Source organism: Methanofollis sp. W23, from assembly GCF_017875325.1.
GTDB lineage: Archaea > Halobacteriota > Methanomicrobia > Methanomicrobiales > Methanofollaceae > Methanofollis.
Genome location: NZ_JAGGMN010000001.1, coordinates 2,726,491 through 2,745,993, shown reverse-complemented (window position 1 = coordinate 2,745,993; position 19,503 = coordinate 2,726,491). Strand labels below are relative to the sequence as shown.

Below are 19,503 nucleotides of genomic sequence, written 5' to 3'. Positions count from 1 at the left end.
TTATCTTCGGCGGATGAAGAGCGCCGCACCAAGAAGTCCAAGGGCATTCGCTATCCCTCCAGTCGCGGCCTCGGTTGGAGGCGTCTTCAGGGTTTCAGGGGTTTCAGGTACTGACGTCGTGGCATTGGCAGTCGTCGTGACCGTCCCGGTCATCTCCTCAGTGACAGTGAAGGTGGTGCTTGCCTGTGCGTCCCCTTCGATCCACATGACCGTGACGGTGTACTCATCAGGCGGGAGGTCGACCTCGGTCGCGAATTCCCAGGTGTTCAGCGGCGCCCCGGCCTCGACTGTCACCGTCCCGCGTGCTCCATATGCCGGTACTTCGGTCTCTTTCCCTACTGGCTCAAAGCCCGACGAGGTCACCTCGACCTGCAGTGTATTTCCAGGGGCGATATTTGTCGTCCCGAAGATCACCAGACTTTCCTGGGTGTCGGCCTCGACGGCGTCAATATTGATCATCCCTCTTGTCTCGGCCTCCGCTCCCCCGACGACGACGGTCACGGCCAGGAGAGCGATGAGATATGGTACATGACGTGACATGAAAAGGCGTGATGGGAGTCGCAGTATATGAAGATAGAGGTGGTGTCCTCACGCTCCCTCTCAATTAATCTTTTCAATAGTTCTCTTAGAGAGATGGAAATCCTCTCTCCATGGTCATTGATGGTGCTTTCCCGGCCCAATCCACATCCCAGAGGTCCGGGCGGCACTCGCCCCCGGCGAGAAGATGGGGGAAGGCAGTTGAATCATACTCGAACCAAAAAAAGTGAGGGGCACCACAGAATAGGATCCAGACTCACACATATCTGATGAAAATATTCTGAGAACATTGTCCTGAGCGGCGTTTCAACGTCCTGATGGGTGCGGTCCATCTCCTCATAAGAGAGGGAGCACCCCAGCGCCACCTTCGCTTCTCATCGTCGAAAGATTCCACGAGAAGGTGGGAATGATTCTGTGATATAGGGGAACTCCGTCTCCGGTCCTCAGCGATAAAGATTGGACCTGGAAGGCACAATCGACGAACATAAATTGGGGATGATTGCTTCCCGTCCTCCCCTGGCCCCGGCACTGGCGCGGGAGGAACAGGGAGCAGCACGTCCCGCCTCACTGAGATGATTATTCAGAATCCAGGCTGTGTTGAAAAAGTGACTTTTCATGTCCATTGATTGTGCCTTCCCAGTTCAATCTTCGTACCGAGGTCAGGGGGCCGCGCCCCCAGCGCGCTCGATGTGGGAAGGGTTCTACAGAGCCAAAATCCAGAGACCTTCTAATGAGGTATCATCCCAGGAAATGCCTGATATTCGCGGCCCTGAGGATCCCGGACCTGACGTCTGCGGTCCGGCCTTCCTTCATCGCCAGGCGGACCGAGGCCGCGCACTCCAGGTGTTCTGGGTCTGGTTCGACATCGACAAGGTCGCAGACCGACTGGACCAGGGACGCAGGGGCGTACGAGGATTCAGGATCGAAGTACCGCACCGCATCGGCCAGGTCAGTGTCGAAGTTCACGTAGACCTCACGCAGGTACTCGATGTCGTCTGACTCAAGGGCATCGAGTCCGAGGAGTTCAGGGGGGAGGCCGATTGAATAGAGTGCCGAGGTGAAGGTGATCGCCCTGGGGAGGGTGACCCCGCCCATACTCCGCGAATACCCGAAGAGTCCGATATGGAGTTTCCGCTTTCTCCGGCTCGGGACATAGGCGGCAACGCGATTGATAAGGTCTGAGAGGGCGGTGACACTTTCCATATACCGTACCGTGCACTTCTCAACCACCGGGAGGACGTCTTCTTCTCTGATCTCCATCGGGGCAGATACCTCACGCTTTTCAAGATCTGTGACTGCTTTACAGACTTCATCCTGGGGATAGTCATATTTGAAGGCCGACTGCACCGTGAAGGTGTGGACACTTGGGTACTCTGCAGTGCAGCGCTCGACGGTTTCGGGGCTGAGATTTCCCCTGAACGGAGCGGACCCGACACCGATGATCGGGTAGATCGGGACGCCGGTCTCCTCGGCCAGGAGGTGAAGACGGTAGAGCGCAACTTTGTCAAGGAGGATTGCCCCCACCATCCCATAATTCATTGCGGGATCTGAACGCGCAAGAAAGACCCGCTGATAATCGAGGTTTTTATCCTCCATGTACCGCCCTACAATTTTGGCCGCATTGAGCAGGCTTGATTGGTCTTCAAAGAGCGGGATTACATCGATCTTTTCTGGATTAAATCGCCCTATCCAGTCCGCAATTGTTTTTTCACGCCCCCCAAGTCGTTTGTATTGTTGGCCCACCACAAAATCGCGGTAATATTGATAGATATTATCAATGGCCGGGTATGATGACGCCATCGGGAGAATAACCTGGAAGATCGGAGGGGTGGTACCACCTGAGAATAGGTGAGCGACATCATATGAGCGTGGGATGCTCTCCAGGGTCTCGAGGAGGATCTTTGCCTCGGCCTTCTCTACCTCAGGATTCGGTACCCTGAGGGTCAGAAAGACATCTTTCCCGAGGGGATGTTCATGGAAGAATGGACCATATCTAGACAGAAGTTTTTTGACGACAAAGTTGTCGACTTCTTTCCCTTCGCAGTCCCACATCTGTTCCCCGCACCCGAGATGTGAATAGGCATAGTAGGCCTCCCTGACCTCGTCCTCCCCACCGAGTTGTGTGTTCTCAGCAAAAAACGGGATATGAACATTGTCAGGATGCTGGGTGCTCATACACTGTGGTATTCGTGGAATCTCTGCCATCTCTATCACCATACATCCTGAATGAGCGACATGATCTCGCACTGCTCAGGATGGACACACGCTGTCGCGAGAACTGACACTGACCGTGTGCCTGATGATATGTGAGAATATACCTTATAATAGTGCTTCAAGAACGAGGCAAAAGGAAAAGAGAGATCAGATATCACGGTATCCACAGGTGATCGCCGGAAGCATAAACCTGCACCAAGACTGATCACAACAGCCTGGGGAAGGAGTGTCTGCAGGAATGAGCTGAATTGAATAACAAATAGAAAATAGACATCTACTCATTGCTCAGGAAGAATATAGCAGCGCACTACCGTTCCCAAGTGCTCGCGCAACTCAGTACAAGGCAATACGTGAACAGGCTTAACTTCTGGGTTCGGAAAGAGTCCAGGTGTTTCCCTGTTGCTATGGCCGCTATACATTGTACTAATCGGTCCTAATACGATATAAGGATATGCACATAAGACCAGAGGATAGGACAGGGAAATACTTGAGAGACAATAATCGATCGAAATTCTAAAGTCCTGGGATCAATTGTTGGAAGAAGTACATAGGATCGAACACTAATGGCAACTGAACACTGGATTGATAGATCTTCCTATTGGATAATCCCAGGTAAGTCCATGTTATAGAATAAGAAATACACAATGATGATGCTGAAGATAACAAGTCCTGTACACATGCAGGAAACAATCTCCTAAACAATGCATATAAGAACAGTCTAATTATAAGGAAGGGGATAGCAGCGCATTACCGTTCCCAAGTGCTCGCGCAACTCAGTACAAGGCAATACGTGAACAGGCTTAACTTCTGGGTTCGGAAAGAGTCCAGGTGTTTCCCTGTTGCTATGGCCGCTATCACCCAAAGCCAAGGCCCGGATTTGAACCGGGGTGTAGTTGATCTGCAGTCAACCGCGTAGCCGCTCCGCCACCTTGGCAGCCGTGTTATCAGTCTATAATGTTAACCATTATATGATTTAAGGGTATGCACATCGGATTTCGTCTGGGTTCAACGGAATACTGGATTCGGACGTTAGTACTCGCGGACTGAACACGTCGTTGCCTCCGTGCTTACATCCCGAGCCTATCAAGCGGGTCTTTTACCCGTGTCCTCAATGGAGTCTCTTTTCAGGCTGGGTTTCAAGCTTAGATGCTTTCAGCTTTTACCCCTTGTCGCGTAGCTGCTCGGCAGTGCCTTGTCAGACAACCGATCGACCAGAGGCGACGAAAGAAAGTTCCTCTCGTACTATTTCTTTCTTACCTTCAGACTCCGAACACCCCAAATAGATAGTAACCGACCTGTCTCACGACGGTCTAAACCCAGCTCACGATCCCCTTTAATAGGCGAACAACCTCACCCTTGGCTGCTGCTGCACAGCCAGGATGGAAAGAACCGACATCGAGGTAGCAAGCCGCCGGGTCGATATGTGCTCTTGCCGGCGACGACTCTGTTATCCCCGGGGTAGCTTTTCTGTAGTCAATAGCCCTCATCAAAAAGGCGTATTGGTTCGTTAGACCCGAGTTTCCTCTCGCGATTATTTGCTATTCATAATCGCGTCAGGCCAACTTTTGCTCTTGACACTCTTCTGTGAGTTTCTGACTCACATGAGTTGACCTTAGGGCACCCTTGATATCTTTTCGAGGGTGTGGCGCCCCACCCAAACTGCCTACCTATCGTTGTCCTCGAACGAGTTAGTGTTACAGCAAACTAAGGATGGTGTCTCATTGTCGACTCCCTACCCCCCGCAAGGGGCAGATCGACGTCTCCCATCTACACTGCGCAAAGAATACCGTAACACAACGACAGGCTGCAGTAAAGCTCCACGGGGTCTTCACTTCCCATTTGGGGTCCCTGGCCTCTGCACCAGGATAAAAGGTTCAACGGATTCATGTTAGGGACAGTAGGGCTCTTGTTAATCCATTCATGCAAGTCGCCAATTAAGCGACAAGGTACTACGCTACCTTAAGAGGGTCATAGTTACCCCCGCCGTTTACGAGTCCTTCGTCCGGTTGAAACCAGTGTTCAGATACTCGCACTGGGCAGGAATCACTGACTATACTAGTCCTTTCGGAGTTGCAGTCAGCTATGTTGTTATTAGACAGTCAGAGCCCCCTGGTCACTGCGACCTGCCTGATCACCAGGCAGGCACCCCTTCTTCCGAAGTTACGGGGCCATTTTGCCGAATTCCCTTAACATGATTCATCCGAAACGCCTTAGCCTTTTCAGCTAGGGGCACCTGTGTCAGATCTCGGTACGGACATTTGGTCACCTTTTCATGGACTCCAGGAATTTGCCGAGTTACCCCATCACACTTTCACCTGGTTCTCACCATAACGGTACTCCCCAGACTTAGATGCTTAGACAAGGCGACAACCTTGCCCGGCATATCCCAAAGCGTCAGTGCTTTCGCAAAGACCAAATGGTACAGGAATATTAACCTGTTTCCCTTTTGCTGCACTCGCGTTACGGTGCAACTTAGGACCGACTAACCCTCGGCTGACGAACATTGCCGAGGAAACCTAGCCCCTCCGGCGGATGGGATTCTCACCCATCTTTGCTTCTACTACTGCCAGAATTCTCATTCCTACACGGTCCACAGGAACTTACGACCCTGCTTCTCCCCATGCAGGATGCCTTCCTACTAGATCACCTTTCGGTGCTCCGTGGTCTCTGTAGTAGGCTTTAGCCCCGTCCATTTTCAGTGCCCTAAACCTAGACTGGTAAGCTGTTACGCACTTTTTGAAGGATAGCTGCTTCTAAGCTCACCTCCCAGTTGTTTTTGGCCTAGGACGCCTTTCAGTATTGACACTTAGCCTACATTGAGGGACATTAACCACGGTCTGGGTTGTTTCCCTTACGCATTACAAGCTTACCCCGTAATGCGGACTTCCAGCCTTCCACGACGTCGGGGAGTTTGGAGTTTGACAGGGGAGCGAGAGATTTCTCTCCCGGGATCCCCAATCAGTGCTCTACCTCACCGACTATCTCTGGCCAGGTCATGCTACGGCATGTTTCGGAAGGAACCAGCAGATGCCGGGTTCGATGAATCTTTCACTCCTATACGCAGGTCACGAGAATGATTTGTATATCAAAACCTCATGCGGTCCTCCACGCGACTTTCGTCACACTTCAACCTGCCCACGCATAGATCACCCGGCTTCGGGTCTAGTCCCATTGACTTCACGCACTTTTAATACGTCGTCCCATGCCCGAAGGCTACGGACTTGTCGCTTTCGCTTCGGCTTCCCTCTACGGTTAACCTTCGCCAACGAGACTAACTCTCTGGCCCATTCTTCAAAACGTAAGTTACGACACTGGCAACTACACCCGTACTACCGCCTCGCGACGGGTTCCTTCATGCAGAAGATCCTTTCGCGCCGTAACACACTATCACCTATCAGTTTCAGGCGCTTTTAACCACCTTTTCAGGGTTACTTTTCAGCTTTCGCTCACGCTACTACTGCGCTATCGGTTTCGAGTTGTATTTAGTTTTGGAGGTTGATGACCCCCAGATTCCCGCGAGAATTCCAACCCACGGTACTCAGGACACTGCCAGGATGAATTGATTTACATGTACGGGACTGTCACCCCCTATGGTGCCTCATTCCAGAGGACTTCCACTTCATCGCATCACCCAGACGGCAGGCCTACCACACCACATGTCCCCGAAGGGATTCGGTTTGAACTATGTCGTTTTCAATCGCCTTTACTCGCGACATCTCGGTTGATTTCTTTTCCTGCCCCTACTAAGATGTTTCAATTCGGGGCGTTCCCGATCCTTACGGATCAACACCGAAGTGTTGGGATGTCCCATTAGGGGATCTCCGGATCGTAGATTCCTTGCCTCTCCCCGGAGCTTATCGCAGCTTGGCACGCCCTTCTTCGGCACTCGAACCGAGCCATTCACTGACAGGCTTGACTCCAGCGTTCCGCTGAACCCATTTGACGCCCGATGTGCATTCCCTTTACACGGCCTCTTCAGGTCATTGACTTGACCTTCAGCCCTTCCCTGAGGACTTGCGTCCCCAGGTGCATTGAAAGTGGACTCAGGGGGATTTGAACCCTCGGCCTCCGCCTCGCAAAGGCGGCGATCTACCACTGATCTATGAGCCCGCTCCCTTCTTGGCACTAGCAACTTTACGGTCTATCTAACAACCGCGAACCCTATTTCGTTAGGAGGTGATCCAGCCGCAGATTCCCCTACGGCTACCTTGTTACGACTTAACCCCCCTTGCGGAACCTAGATTCGACTATGGCAACAACCACAGCCTCACCCAAACCCCACTCGGGTGGTTTGACGGGCGGTGTGTGCAAGGAGCAGGGACAGATTCACCGCGCTATCTTGAAACGCGATTACTACGGATTCCAGCTTCATGTGGGCGAGTTGCAGCCCACAATCCGAACTAAGAACAGGTTTAGGGGATTACCTTCACCTTTCGGTGTCGGAACCCATTGTCCTGACCATTGTAGCCCGCGTGTAGCCCGGGTAATTCGGGGCATGCTGACCTACCGTTGCCCATTCCTTCCTCCTCTTTAGCAGAGGCGGTCCCAACAGTGTCCCCATCAGTCCGGAGACCATGCTGGCAACTGTTGGCGTGGGTCTCGCTCGTTGCCTGACTTAACAGGATGCTTCACAGTACGAACTGACGACGGCCATGCACCTCCTCTCAGCTGATCAAGCAAGGTCTTCAGCCCGGCTATCATATCGCTGTCCTACCCGGTGAGCTGTCCGGCGTTGAGTCCAATTAAACCGCAGGCTCCACCCGTTGTGGTGCTCCCCCGCCAATTCCTTTAAGTTTCAGCCTTGCGACCGTACTTCCCAGGCGACGCGTTTCACGGTTTCCCTTCGGCACCTCGGTAACTCGTGGTCACCGATACACCTAACACGCATAGTTTACAGCTGGGACTACCCGGGTATCTAATCCGGTTTGCTCCCCCAGCTTTCGTCCCTCACTGTCGGAGTCGTTCTGGTGAGACGCCTTCGCCACAGGTGGTCCCCTAAGGATTACAGGATTTCACTCCTACCCCCAGAGTACCTCTCACCTCTCCCGATCCCTAGGTAGCCAGTATCCCTTAGACGCCTTCCGGTTAAGCCGGAAGATTTCCCAAGAGACTTAACTACCCAGCTACGGACGCTTTAAGCCCAGTAATAGTGGCCACCACTCGAGCCGCCGGTATTACCGCGGCGGCTGGCACCGGTCTTGCCCGGCCCTTTCTCCAAGTGTTTTTTACGCACCTGAACAGCCCGTCCATACGGGCACTCGGGGTTCCCTTATCACAGTTTCCTGCATTGTAAAGTTTCCGCTCCTGCTGCGCCCCGTAGGGCCTGGATTCTTGTCTCAGAATCCATCTCCGGGCTCTTGCTCCCACAACCCGTACCGATTACAGGCTTGTTGGGCCATTACCCCAACAACTACCTAATCGGCCGCAGACCCATCCTAAGGCGGCGGACCTTTCACCTACAGAGCATTCCAGCACCTGTAGATTATGAGGTATTATCCCCAGTTTCCCGGGGTTATCCCTCACCTTAGGGCAGGTTGTCCACGTGTTACTGAGCAGTACGCCGAGGGCCGAACCCTCTCGACTCGCATGGATAAATCGAACCCCGATAGCAGTAGCCTCTGGCAGGATCAACCAGAATTTAAAGTAAGCACACTATTTTCTTAAAGGGATTAGCGGTTGCTAGATAGATTTCCGCATTGCCAGTGCCAACGTCAGAACCAACACCGACCAAATTCGGTGATTTTGATTCTCCATTAAAACGCAGAACAGTATTCTGCGCCCTTTGTCAGGGGCGAACTTCCTCGCACCCGAGTGACTTCTTGGGGATACAGTATTAGACTTCAGAGGTTATAAACCTTTGGAGTCACTGTCTCGAACCAAAGATATGATTCGAGGTCACCCATTGAGGCATATTATGTTTCACTTCACCAGTTATATACCTTCGCTCAGACCGAGTGAAAGACAAACCAGATTGGTGTCGCCCAACACCGATCCCAGAACATTCCGGGGTCTTCGGTGCCAGCCACCTTGCGTGCTAACAATATTAGAGTTCAGGACATATAAACCTTGTCTGCCCCTGACTCCAACATCATATGCTCGTTTAGAGGTAACAATATTGGGCGCTTCAGGATATAAACCTTCGCAGTCACACCCCCGGAGGAGCGCGTTAAAGGAAGACCACATCCGATGCCTCAGGTCCCATAAAGGCTCGATTCCGATCTCGCCGGATTCATCGAACCCCAGTCACTTTGAGAGGTAACAATATTGGGCGCTTCAGGATATAAACCTTCGCAGTCACACCCCCGGAGGAGCGCGTTAAAGGAAGACTTCCCAAAGACCAACAAAAGACCAGTTGCATTGCAACCAGTCCCCGTCACCTTGTGCGTTATCATTGTTAATCTTCGACGCATATATACCCTTCGACCCCGGCCCACAGCCAGGATCGAGAATACAATCCCCAGAGGGCCACCCCATGAGCAGCCCTCTGGAAACCGTCTCAGACACGACCTTACAATGTTGTAAGGTCCAGCATAAATAACTACCGCACATCCAGGCGTTCCTGGACACTCGAAAGGGTTGCAGTTTTAAAATACCGGGAGAATTCAGGAGTCGTCTGGAGTTCATAACTCCGCCCGCTCCGCTGACGCGCCACCAGACCCCGCTCCACAAGTTCCTCCACATGCGCATATGCTCCACTCCCGCGCACCCCCACAAGATCACTCTGGAGCATCGGCTGCCGGTATGCGATCACCGAAAGCGTGCGTAAAACCGCACGAGAAATCTCAGGGCGCATCAAAGGATAAACAAACTCGCTATACTCCTCCTTAAGGACCATGTACAGAGTTTCACCAGAATCGAGCACCTCAAGAGGAGCTGCGCGCCCCTCCAGCCGAGTTTTCAACTCAGATGCAAGCGCCGGCACCTCATCGCCCCGCACTTTAAGCATCTTTGCAATATCCCTATAATCAACAGGCGCACCTGCCACAAAGAGAATGGCTTCAAGCATCGCGACTCTGTCCATGCAGATCCCTCCTCACGTACACATCACCAAAATATTCCTCCTGCCAGAGCGCCACTTCTCCCTCCAGGGTAAGAAAAAGAAGTGGGATATAGACATCTATCGTTCTCTTCCCTAAAGAATCACAAAGTGCGCGCACTGTCACTGTCTCCCCACCAGGAGCCAGAGACTCATAGCAACCGAGCACGGCCCCGGCCGCACCTCCATAATCCTCATCATGGGCCACCGCCACAACCTCACTGACATGAGGAGGAGGGATCTCCTGCTGCTGCGCGCGCCTCCGGTGACGACGGCGCTCCTCTTTCTCCGCCGCTTTCAACTCAGTGATCAGTTCATAGAGTGTGACTGGCCTGCGGCGCACTTTCTTGCGACCGATACGCCGTTGAATCTCGCGCTCCAACTGCTCGATTGGTTCAGTCTCATCAGCGGCACACTCAAGGATCTCTTCATCCTCCTCTGACCCGTCCAGATCGTCCTCACCCTCATCTTCAAACGGATCAGTCGTAAGGTACTCCGACTTCATCCTCAGCAATGTCGCCGCAAAAAAAAGTGTGCGCCCCGAGATCCTGAGGTCCAGTTCACGGCGCCGTTCAAGTTCAGAGAGAAAGCGATCTGTCACTTCGACGATGTCGATATTCCATGGATCGATCTCACCCCGCTCCGCGAGCTGGACCAGAATCTCTACAGGCTCCTCATGCATGATTCTCGACACCGGTCACAAGCGTACTCTTGTCAGGGCGGATCGTCACACCCATCACCCGGTCAGCCCGCTCAATCATCGGCTTGCGCAGAGAGACCGAGATGAACTGGGCATTCCTGGAAAGTTCCCTGATCATGGCAGCAACCTGCTCAACATTTGCCCCATCAAGGAACATATCCACCTCATCGAAGGCATAGAACGGGGCGGGCATGAACTTTTGAATCGAGAAGAGGAACGCCAGGGTGGTCAGCGACTTCTCCCCCCCCGAAAGCGCAGAGAGGAGCTGGACCTTCTTCCCTCTCGGCCGTACCGCAAATGAGAGCCCCCCTGAGAAGGGGTCGTCAGGATTCTCGAGGTTCAGATGTCCACTCCCTGCAGTCAGACAAGCAAAGATCTCCCTGAAGTTCGCATCGATCGCGCGGAAAGCCTCCATAAAAGAGTCATATTTCAGGGTATCAAAATGCTCGATCCGCTCAAGGATCGACGTCCTCTCCCCGGAGAGCACATTCTTCTTCTCAGTCCGCTCGTTGATACGGTCGCACACCCGCCCATACTCCTCTATGGCCAGCATGTTCACCGCCCCGATGGCGCGCATATTCCGTTCCGCCTCTGCGATCCCGTCCTCGATCTGGGAGAGTGAGAGATCAGTCTCCTCCCCCGCGTGCCCGCGCAGTTCCTCGATCTCCGCGGCCAACCCTGTAACCTTCTCCTTGTAGGAGACGATAAGGAGACGGACCCGATCGGCCTTTGCATTCAGTCCCGCACACCGCTTCTCGGCCTCTGTAATCGCCCCTGCAACCTCTTCGCGTTTTTTACGCAGCCCGTCAAGTTCAGTCGAGAACACCTTCTGCCGCTCTTCAAGCCCGGCGATCTCGGCCTTTGCCGACGCGATCTCGGCCTCCGCCCCCGAGACCTCGGCATCAATCCCGGCATTCTTCTCTGCCAGGCGTTCCCGCTCGGCGGCAAGTTCCTCCACCCGCCGCTCAAAGTACTGCCTCTCGCGCTGGGCATCGGCAACATCTGCCTCCTTGTTCCGGAGACGACGCTCGATCCCCTCGCACTCCCGACGCCTCTGCTCCAACTCCTCGGTGAGCCGCGGGATCTCAGTATCGTCCAACTCCTGCTTGAGGCCCTCGACCTCCCGGTCCAGCGCCGCAATCTCATCTCCCACCGTGTCCAGCGCGGCCTCGACCAAGGCAAGTTCTCCCGCGCTCTCCTCCACCTCAGCCTTGAGGGCGGCAAGCGATGTGGCAAACTCCCCCTCATCACTCTGCTGCGAGGTCGTCCGACGTTCGTACTCCTCGAGGACCATCGCATACCGTGCCGCCTCCTGCTCGATCCCTGAGCGGCGCCTCCGCAACTCTTCGGCCTCAGAGGTGAGACGGGCGACAGAACGCTCAAACTCCGTAGCCTCCTCCCTCTTCTCTGCAAGCGAAATCGAAAGACGTGCGATCTCGTCCTCGACCGCCGCACCGAACCCACCCTGCTGCTTCTTCTTTAGATAGCCGCCAGTCATCGCTCCTGAGCGCTCCAGAAGTTCGCCCTCCAGCGTGACCATCCTGTACCGCCCCATCAACCGCCGTGCATTCGCCAGGGTTTCAACGACCAGCGTCGTCCCGAAGACCTGCTGGAAAGCAAGGTCGTACTCTGGACCAAAAGAGAGGAGGTCCTTCGCATACCCGACCACCCCAGCTTCCCGCACCGGTGGATACTCCCTCCGCTTCAGTTTATTCATAGGAAGGAAAGTCAACCGCCCGAGACGCTGCTCCTTGAGGTACCGGATCGCCTCAGCCGCCACCCCATCACTCTCAGCGACGACATAGCGCAACTTTCCCCCGGCCGCCACATCCAGCGCGGTGGCATACTCAGGCGGCGTCTTCCCAAGCTGCGCCACTGTCCCACAGACACCGTCCATCCCAAGAACGGCCTCAAGCGCAGGCCCCCCCACGCCACCGCGCGACTGCTGCTGGGCCTCAAGCCGCATCAACTCACGCTCAGTGTCCTGGAGTTCTTTCCTGATCCGCTCAAGAGACGACCTCCGACCAAAGAGCGTACTCTCCGCCTTCGAAAGGTCACGGTCAAGGGCACTCTTCTTCTCCACCAGAGCGGCCGACGCCTTCCGCACTTTCTCGACCTCAGCGGCAAGCCCCTCCCTGCCTGACCGCACCTCATCAAGACGGGCCTGAAGACGCTCCATCTCCGAGGTCCGCATCCGACTTTTTTCAATCAGGAGATCCTGGCGATGCAGATACTCTGAGCGTGCCCCTTTCTTCTCCTCCACCCCCCTCATCAGGGAGAAGAGGTGCTCTTTCAGGTCTTCTGCCGCCTGCCCGCCGCGTGCGATCTCGGCCTCCAGGTTCTCGACCGCCGCCTTTGCACCGGCAAGTTCCATCGAGAGATTTGCCCGGTCGACCGAGAGCGTCCTGATCTGCGTGGTGCACTCCTGCACCCGCTCAGAAGCACGCTTCTCATCAAGGAACGCACGGTTGACCCCCTCAAGGTTCCCTTCTTTTTCCTTCTTCAACCTCGCGATCGTCGACTCAGATACCTTGATCCTCCCCTTAGCGCCTTCAAGGGCCGAGATCATCTTCAGGTATTCGCTCCCGCTCTTCTCATTGATCTCTGCATCGACCTCTTTGAGATCCCCACGCAGGTACTCAAGGTCGTTCTGCTCGATCCCGAGATCCAAGAGCGTCCGCTCAAGGTCAGTCTCTGCATCAGCCACCTTTGAAAGGAGAGACGTGTGCTCCTTCTCCATATCGCGCAGCTGCGCCGCGGCACGACACCCCTTGAAATGCTCGAGTTGTTCCTGCCAGTGACGATATGCCAGGGCCTGCTCACGCTCGTGCTTCAGTTCCTCAAGCCTCGCATCGAGTTCAAAGAGCACCACCTCTTCGCGCTCGATCCGCTCGCGCACCACCTCGAGTTCATCAAGGGCCCGGGCCTTCTTTCCCTCGAACTCCGAGACGCCAGCGATCTCATCAATGATCTTGCGGCGCTCGAAGTCGCTCATCTCCATAATCCTGGTGATGTCACCCTGCATCACCACATTATATCCCTCAGGTTTGACCCCAAACTTTGCAAGGAACTCGACAATATCGTTCTGCTTGACAAGTTTGCCATTGAGATAATTGTATGAATAATAGTTTGACGCCGTCCGCTTGATCCGTCGCCTGATCTCGGTCCCGTCAGAGAAAGTTATTCCCACCTCGGCAGTATTTTTTCCAGAATTGAGGTTGATGAGGTCGGTCAACTTCTCAGCCCTGAGTCCACGCGAACTGGAGAGTGCCAGGGCGAAGAGGAGACTGTCGATAATATTACTTTTACCAGAACCGTTCGGGCCTGAGATGACAGTGAAACCCTCTAAAAATGGGATTCTCGTCTTTTTCGCAAAAGACTTGAAATTATCGATCTCAATCCCGGTAATGTACACCCAACAGCCCCTTATTTCGTAATAGAGTCGTCTTCTTCCTCAGCGAAGATGATCTCTCCGCTCTTTCGACCGGAACTGCTGGACTTCTCACCCTTGCGCCTCCCGATCAGACTGGGGGGCGCCTGATACCTAGTGGGGGCGATAATATAATCAGACCCATGGCGGCGCTCGCGCTTAAGTGTGCCGTCGGTCTGCATGATCAGGTCCAGGTCCCTCTCGTCCTCTTCCACGGGCATGGAGACCTTTTTTTCAGGAGCCGGCACAGGGGCCGGTTCTTCCTTCTCCCCAGGTACCTCTTCGACCAGAACCTGGTGCCTCGGTTTCTCCGCGGCCTTCACTCTCACCTCAAAGGCGTGATCGATCTTCATCGTGACCGTCTTGAGGTCAAGCATCTCTTCAGTCAACCCCTTGACCAGGGCCTCAAGATCTCTCACCCGCTGCTCAAGCCGGTAGATCCGCTCGTCTCCCTCGTTGATAAAAGTCTTCTCTGCACCCTGCATAGACATCTCCCGCTCCCTCTCTTCAAGTTGATGCTCAAGAAATTTTACTTTTGCATCCTTTTTGAGCATATCTTCCCTCGAAATAATGATGATTCTATTGCCCTATAATCCTTGTGCTCTTATCCTGCGGTATTCCTGCGACGAATCAAGGTTAAAGACGTGAGAGACATTCTCCCAGGTAGATCCTACCTTCGCTGGAGCGCTGGAGCATACCTCCATCCGTACCCCATGTCTTCTCTCCATCTGGAACCCCCGGTCCCCGGTCCCCTGACCTGACCCGATTGACCGATTTCAGGTCTGTAGGATCATGCATGAAGTGAGAACACGCCTAAAAAATACTGGATGAAAATTAAAATTTTTTGTCGCGTGATTTGTGATTTCTCTTTTTTCAAGACCGGATAATCGGTGAAGGCCCCATTCAAGTCTCCGCCTCCCACCTCTCCTCATCACGAGGGATTCCATGGGGTGCACCCCGTGGACCAAAGAGAAGGGAGGGCGGCGATGAGGGACCTCCCAAGACCTCTCGCAGAGCCCTCCGGCGCGTAACAATGAAGGCAGGTGAACGAAGTCACATCGGCGAGGAACACTACAGAGCCAATTCTTCGGGACGGACGCGAGATGCAACCAGTCGCCTCCCCACGTCTTCGCACCAGGAATGCTCGTGAGGACAGATTGGTAAAGATATTTACAGGGCCATTCTCCCAGAAAACCGGACCGATCCATGACCCCTCCCCCCCCCTGGACATGAACCCGACCCTGCCATCTCCCGGGATCCCCGGCCACCGCATCCAGAAGACCGCCGGACGAAGACATAATACCTATTCAATACAACATTCCTGTACATGTCTAGTCTTGCCAATACCGATCCCGAAATCGCAGCACTCATCGAAAAAGAGCGGCTGCGGCAGACAAACGGGCTTGAACTGATCGCATCTGAAAATGTTGTCTCCAAGGCAGTCCTCGAAACCGCGGGCTCGATCCTGACCAACAAATATGCAGAAGGCTACCCCGGCAAGCGCTACTACGGGGGATGCGAGTACTACGACATCATCGAGAACCTCGCAAAAGACCGCCTGTGCACCCTCTTCGGTGCGGAGCACGCCAACGTCCAGGCCCACTCGGGCTCTGGCGCCAACATGGCCGTCTACTTCTCCACCATCAACTACGGCGACAAGATCATGTCCATGAAGCTCTCCGAGGGCGGCCACCTCTCCCATGGATCCCCGGTGAGTTTCTCGGGCAAGAGATACAACGTCGTCCAGTACGGCGTCGACCACGAGACCGAAGTGCTCGACTACGCCGCCCTCGACGAGATGGCCAGGAAAGAGAAGCCCCAGATGATCGTCTGCGGCGCCTCGGCCTACCCGCGCGAGATCGACTTCAAGGTCTTTGGCGAGATCGCCGAAGAGGTCGGGGCCTACTGTGTGGCCGACATCGCCCACATCGCCGGGCTTGTCGCCACCGGACTCCACAACTCTCCCGTCGACGTCCTCCCCTTCACCACGACAACCACCCACAAGACCCTCCGCGGCCCTCGCGGCGGAGCGATCATGTGCCGTGAAGAGTTCGGGCAGGCTATCGACAAAGCCATCTTCCCTGGTCTGCAGGGCGGGCCGCTGATGCACATCATCGCCGCCAAGGCCGTCTGCTTCAAGGAAGCCTCGACCCAGTCATACAAAGACTACTGCAAGCAGGTCGTCGCCAATGCACGGACCCTCGCCGAGACCCTTGACAGCGAAGGGTTCCGTCTCGTCTCAGGCGGCACCGACAACCACCTGATGCTCCTCGACCTCTCCGACAAGGGGCTCACCGGACTCGACGCCGAGAACGCCCTTCACGACGCCGGCATCACCGTCAACAAGAACACCATCCCGCGCGAGACCCTCTCTCCCTTCGTGACGAGTGGGCTGCGGATCGGCACCCCGGCAGTCACCTCACGGGGCATGAAAGAAGAGGAGATGAAGAGCATCGGGCACTTCATCGCCACTGTCCTCAACGACATCGAGAACAAGGAGAAGATCGCAGACGTGAAGACCGAGGTCGAGGCACTCGCGAGCAAGTTCTCCATCTACGCGGTAACAGAATGATACTCAACGGCAAGACCCTCTCTGAGAAGAGACTCAAACTCCTCACAGAAGAGATCAAGAAATCGGGCATCTGTCCATGCCTCGCCACTGTGTTGGTAGGGGACGACCCCGCCTCCCATATGTACGTCAGGATGAAACACAAGGCCTGCGAGAAGGTCGGGATCACCTCGGTCGGTGCTGAACTCCCTGCCGAGGCGACTACGGCCGAGGTGCTCGCCACCGTGGAAAGGCTTAACAAGGACCCAGAGGTCTCCGGGATTCTGGTCCAACTCCCCCTCCCGCCGCAGGTCAACACTCAGGCAGTAATCGACGCCGTCTCTCCTGAAAAGGACGTGGACGGGTTCCACCCGACCAGCATCGGCCGCCTCTATTCCGGGCACCCGGGGTTCGTCCCCTGTACCCCGCAGGGGATCATGACGATGCTTGCCGAGTACGGGATCGAGATCGCCGGAAAGAACGCCGTCGTCGTGGGGCGGAGCGTGGATGTCGGACGGCCGATGGCCGCTCTGCTCCTCAACGCCGACGCAACCGTGACGATATGCCACTCCAAGACCCAGGATCTCCCTGCGATCATGCAGCAGGCCGACATCCTTGTCTCAGGGATCGGCAAGGCAAGATTTGTAACCTCTGAGATGGTCAAAGAGGGCGCCGTGGTCATCGACGTCGGGATCAACCACGACGAGAACGGCAAACTCTGTGGAGACGTGGACTTTGACGCGGTGGTCGAGAAGGCGTCGGCCATCACCCCGGTACCCGGCGGTGTCGGGCCGATGACCATCGCCACCCTGATGGAGAATACTCTCAAGGCGGCCAGGGCGATGTCATGCAACCCTGCACAGTAAACGGGATGCAGGTCGGCGGCGGGGCACCGGTCCGCCTGATGGGCGTGATCAACTGCAGCCCTGAATCCTTTTTTTCCGGCTCATATGTACCTGAAGAGACAGTGCGAGAACGCGCCTTCCAGATGATCGATGCAGGCGCCGACCTCATCGACCTGGGGGCGCGGTCCACGGCTCCTCACTCGGTCCCGATCACCGTCGAGGAGGAGGTCGACCGGATCACCGCGGCCCTCTCTGCCCTCGACGGTTCAGGGGTCACCATCTCGGTGGACACCATGTACCCCGAGGTGCTGGAGGCCTGCCTGCGCCATGACGTCCATGTGATCAACGACATCAGCGGGCTTTCAAACCCCGAGTACGCCAGGACCGCCGCCGACTCAGGCCTCCCTGTCATCGGGATGGCGGCACAGAACCTCCCAGGCGACCCGCGTGGGACCGAGGCGACCCTTGCGGCCCTCAAAGATGTTGTCGTGCGGGCCGAGAAGGCAGGCGTCACCGACCTCATCCTCGACCCAGGCGTCGGGAACTGGACGCCTGAGCGGACCTTTGCCGACGACTGGGACCTCTGCCGGCACTTCGACCGTTTCCAGGAACTCGGATATCCGGTCCTGATCGCGATCTCACGAAAGTCCTATCTCGGCGGCCTCATCGACAGGCCCTCCGAGGAACGGTTGGCCGCCACCCTCGCGGTCACGACCAGGCTCCTGCCACATGCCGACATGGTCAGGGCCCATGACGTCGCCGCCACCAGGGACGTCATTCTGGTGGTCAGGGAGATGGAGAAAGAGTTATGAGCCGGTGGTATGCGGTGTATGCCCTGGAGACCGGCATGGTCCAGGACGGCGACGACATCGGCGAGAAGGTAGTCGCAGCCGCAGAGGCCGCACCCTGCGAGGGGATCAGGGACGGCGACATCATCCTGATCGCCGAGACGGCGGTGGCGACAGCCGAAGGGAGGGTGGTCAGTCTTGACGGGGTCGTCCCCTCCGAAGAGGCACGCCGCCTCGCCGTGCGCTATGCCATGGACCCGGCGATCACCGAGGTGGTCCTCCAGGAGAGCGACCGGGTGGTCGGCGGCATCCCTGGATTCCTGCTCACCCTCAAAAACGGGACGCTCCTCCCGAACGCCGGGACCGACCACTCAAATACCCCTGAGGGGACGGTCGTACCCCTGCCCCTCGACCCCAATGCTTCGGCAGGAAGGGTGAGAGCAGCGGTGCGCACCCGCCTCGGCGTCAACGTCGGGGTGCTCGTCATCGACTCGCGCACCCACGCGATGCGCCTTGGATGCAGCGGTGTCGCCATCGGGTGCGCGGGGCTCTCGGCCGTCGTCGACGAGACTGGCAGGCGCGACCTCTTCGGGCGCGAGCTCGAGGTGACCAAGCGCGCGGTCGGCGACTGTCTGGCCTCGGCCGCCGAACTCCTGATGGGCGAGGCTGACGAGTGCGTCCCGGCCGTGCTGGTGCGCGGCACGGGTATCGAACTCAACGAAGACTACGGCATCCCTTCGATCGATACGTCAGAGTGTCTCTTTATGGGCGCGGCGCTCCACGCCGACCCTGCCATGTTCGATGGAAAGGGCAAATCCGAGTGACTCGAGGCACCTGCAGGCGGCCGACTCCCGGCCGTGGATCAGGACCTCGACCAGGTCCTCTTTTTCGTCGACATCGGTGTGAAGCCTGAACGAGTCGGTGACCTCACATGACAGTCCTGCTTCGGCGGCGATCGCCATGTGTTTGCAGAAACTTGCGCCATAGTAGTTCACATGGTACCTGGAGGGCTCTTTCACAAAGATCGCGTTCGTCCCCCCACCAAGGCCTGGAGCGATCGCCATCTGGGCGTCGGTCTCGATCATCCTCCTGACCGCCTCAGGGGTGGCGAGGGGGAGGTCTGCCATGATGATGAGGACCGGCCCTTGCGCATGTGCAAGCACACGGTTTAATGAGTCGTCGAGGCCTGCAGGGTCTTCGACGACTCTGGCGTCAGGGTGTTCGAAGGGGCTGGTGCTGATGAGTGTGGGGGCGCACCCCGCCGCACGGACGGCGCCGAGGACGTCCGAGAGCATGGCTCGGGCGAACGCCTCCCGTTCCGCCTGCTCCATGACACAGGAGAGGCGGGTCTTGGGGTTCTTCGGCTTGAATGGAATGATCGCGTCTATGGCCATTTGAGAGAGAG

The 19,503-nt window shown here is 56.0% G+C and carries 11 protein-coding genes, 2 tRNA genes and 4 rRNA genes; 4 read left to right on the top strand and 13 right to left on the bottom strand.

What is annotated here, in order from left to right; translation table 11 throughout:
• The 12 genes from J2129_RS11950 to J2129_RS11895 all read right to left on the bottom strand — a co-directional run bounded on the left by J2129_RS11950 (position 1) and on the right by J2129_RS11895 (position 14,471).
• Positions 1–540 (bottom strand): hypothetical protein, encoded by a 540-nt coding sequence (locus J2129_RS11950; RefSeq protein WP_209631074.1) that lies wholly within the window; start codon positions 538–540, stop codon positions 1–3.
• 735 nt (positions 541–1,275) lie between these two features.
• A complete protein-coding gene (gene ppcA, locus J2129_RS11945) occupies positions 1,276–2,712 on the bottom strand; it encodes a phosphoenolpyruvate carboxylase (protein ID WP_245320766.1) in 1,437 nt (478 codons plus the stop codon).
• A gap of 333 nt (positions 2,713–3,045) precedes the next feature.
• A 5S ribosomal RNA gene (gene rrf, locus J2129_RS11940) occupies positions 3,046–3,167 on the bottom strand.
• A gap of 318 nt (positions 3,168–3,485) precedes the next feature.
• A 5S ribosomal RNA gene (rrf, locus tag J2129_RS11935) occupies positions 3,486–3,607 on the bottom strand.
• 6 nt (positions 3,608–3,613) lie between these two features.
• A tRNA-Cys gene (locus J2129_RS11930) sits at positions 3,614–3,685 on the bottom strand.
• A gap of 76 nt (positions 3,686–3,761) precedes the next feature.
• Positions 3,762–6,679 (bottom strand): 23S ribosomal RNA (locus J2129_RS11925).
• A gap of 110 nt (positions 6,680–6,789) precedes the next feature.
• A tRNA-Ala gene (locus J2129_RS11920) sits at positions 6,790–6,861 on the bottom strand.
• A gap of 61 nt (positions 6,862–6,922) precedes the next feature.
• Positions 6,923–8,389 (bottom strand): 16S ribosomal RNA (locus J2129_RS11915).
• Together the 16S, 23S and 5S rRNA genes with 2 tRNA genes alongside form the textbook arrangement of a ribosomal RNA operon.
• 900 nt (positions 8,390–9,289) lie before the next feature.
• Positions 9,290–9,772 (bottom strand): SMC-Scp complex subunit ScpB, encoded by a 483-nt coding sequence (gene scpB / locus J2129_RS11910; protein WP_209631072.1) that lies wholly within the window; start codon positions 9,770–9,772, stop codon positions 9,290–9,292.
• Positions 9,750–10,469 carry a ScpA family protein gene (locus J2129_RS11905; RefSeq protein ID WP_209631071.1) on the bottom strand — a complete coding sequence of 240 codons (720 nt, stop codon included), beginning with the start codon at positions 10,467–10,469 and terminating at the stop codon, positions 9,750–9,752. Before J2129_RS11905 ends, scpB begins: the two co-directional genes overlap by 23 nt.
• Positions 10,462–13,902: a chromosome segregation protein SMC gene (gene smc, locus J2129_RS11900; protein ID WP_209631070.1), complete on the bottom strand. Its 3,441-nt coding sequence runs from the start codon at positions 13,900–13,902 to the stop codon at positions 10,462–10,464. Before smc ends, J2129_RS11905 begins: the two co-directional genes overlap by 8 nt.
• Before the next feature lie 11 nt (positions 13,903–13,913).
• A complete protein-coding gene (locus J2129_RS11895; RefSeq protein WP_209631069.1) occupies positions 13,914–14,471 on the bottom strand; it encodes a hypothetical protein in 558 nt (185 codons plus the stop codon).
• A gap of 773 nt (positions 14,472–15,244) precedes the next feature.
• Here J2129_RS11895 and glyA point away from each other — a divergent pair.
• The 4 genes from glyA to cofE are packed head-to-tail and all read left to right on the top strand — an operon-like array spanning position 15,245 to position 18,922.
• Complete coding sequence (gene glyA / locus J2129_RS11890) at positions 15,245–16,489, top strand: serine hydroxymethyltransferase (RefSeq protein WP_209631068.1); 1,245 nt, start codon at positions 15,245–15,247, stop codon at positions 16,487–16,489.
• On the top strand, positions 16,486–17,331 hold the full coding sequence (folD, locus tag J2129_RS11885; RefSeq protein ID WP_209631067.1) for a bifunctional methylenetetrahydrofolate dehydrogenase/methenyltetrahydrofolate cyclohydrolase FolD: 846 nt from the start codon (positions 16,486–16,488) through the stop codon (positions 17,329–17,331). Before glyA ends, folD begins: the two co-directional genes overlap by 4 nt.
• A complete protein-coding gene (gene folP, locus J2129_RS11880; protein WP_209631066.1) occupies positions 17,313–18,122 on the top strand; it encodes a dihydropteroate synthase in 810 nt (269 codons plus the stop codon). The genes folD and folP overlap by 19 nt, the downstream gene beginning before the upstream one ends.
• Positions 18,119–18,922 (top strand): coenzyme F420-0:L-glutamate ligase, encoded by an 804-nt coding sequence (gene cofE, locus J2129_RS11875; protein WP_209631065.1) that lies wholly within the window; start codon positions 18,119–18,121, stop codon positions 18,920–18,922. Before folP ends, cofE begins: the two co-directional genes overlap by 4 nt.
• Here the strand turns inward: cofE and cofC are convergent.
• Entirely contained in the window at positions 18,848–19,492 is a 645-nt protein-coding gene (gene cofC, locus J2129_RS11870; protein ID WP_209631064.1) for a 2-phospho-L-lactate guanylyltransferase, read from the bottom strand. The two genes, cofE and cofC, sit on opposite strands and share 75 nt — an antisense overlap.
• Positions 19,493–19,503 lie beyond the last annotated feature (11 nt).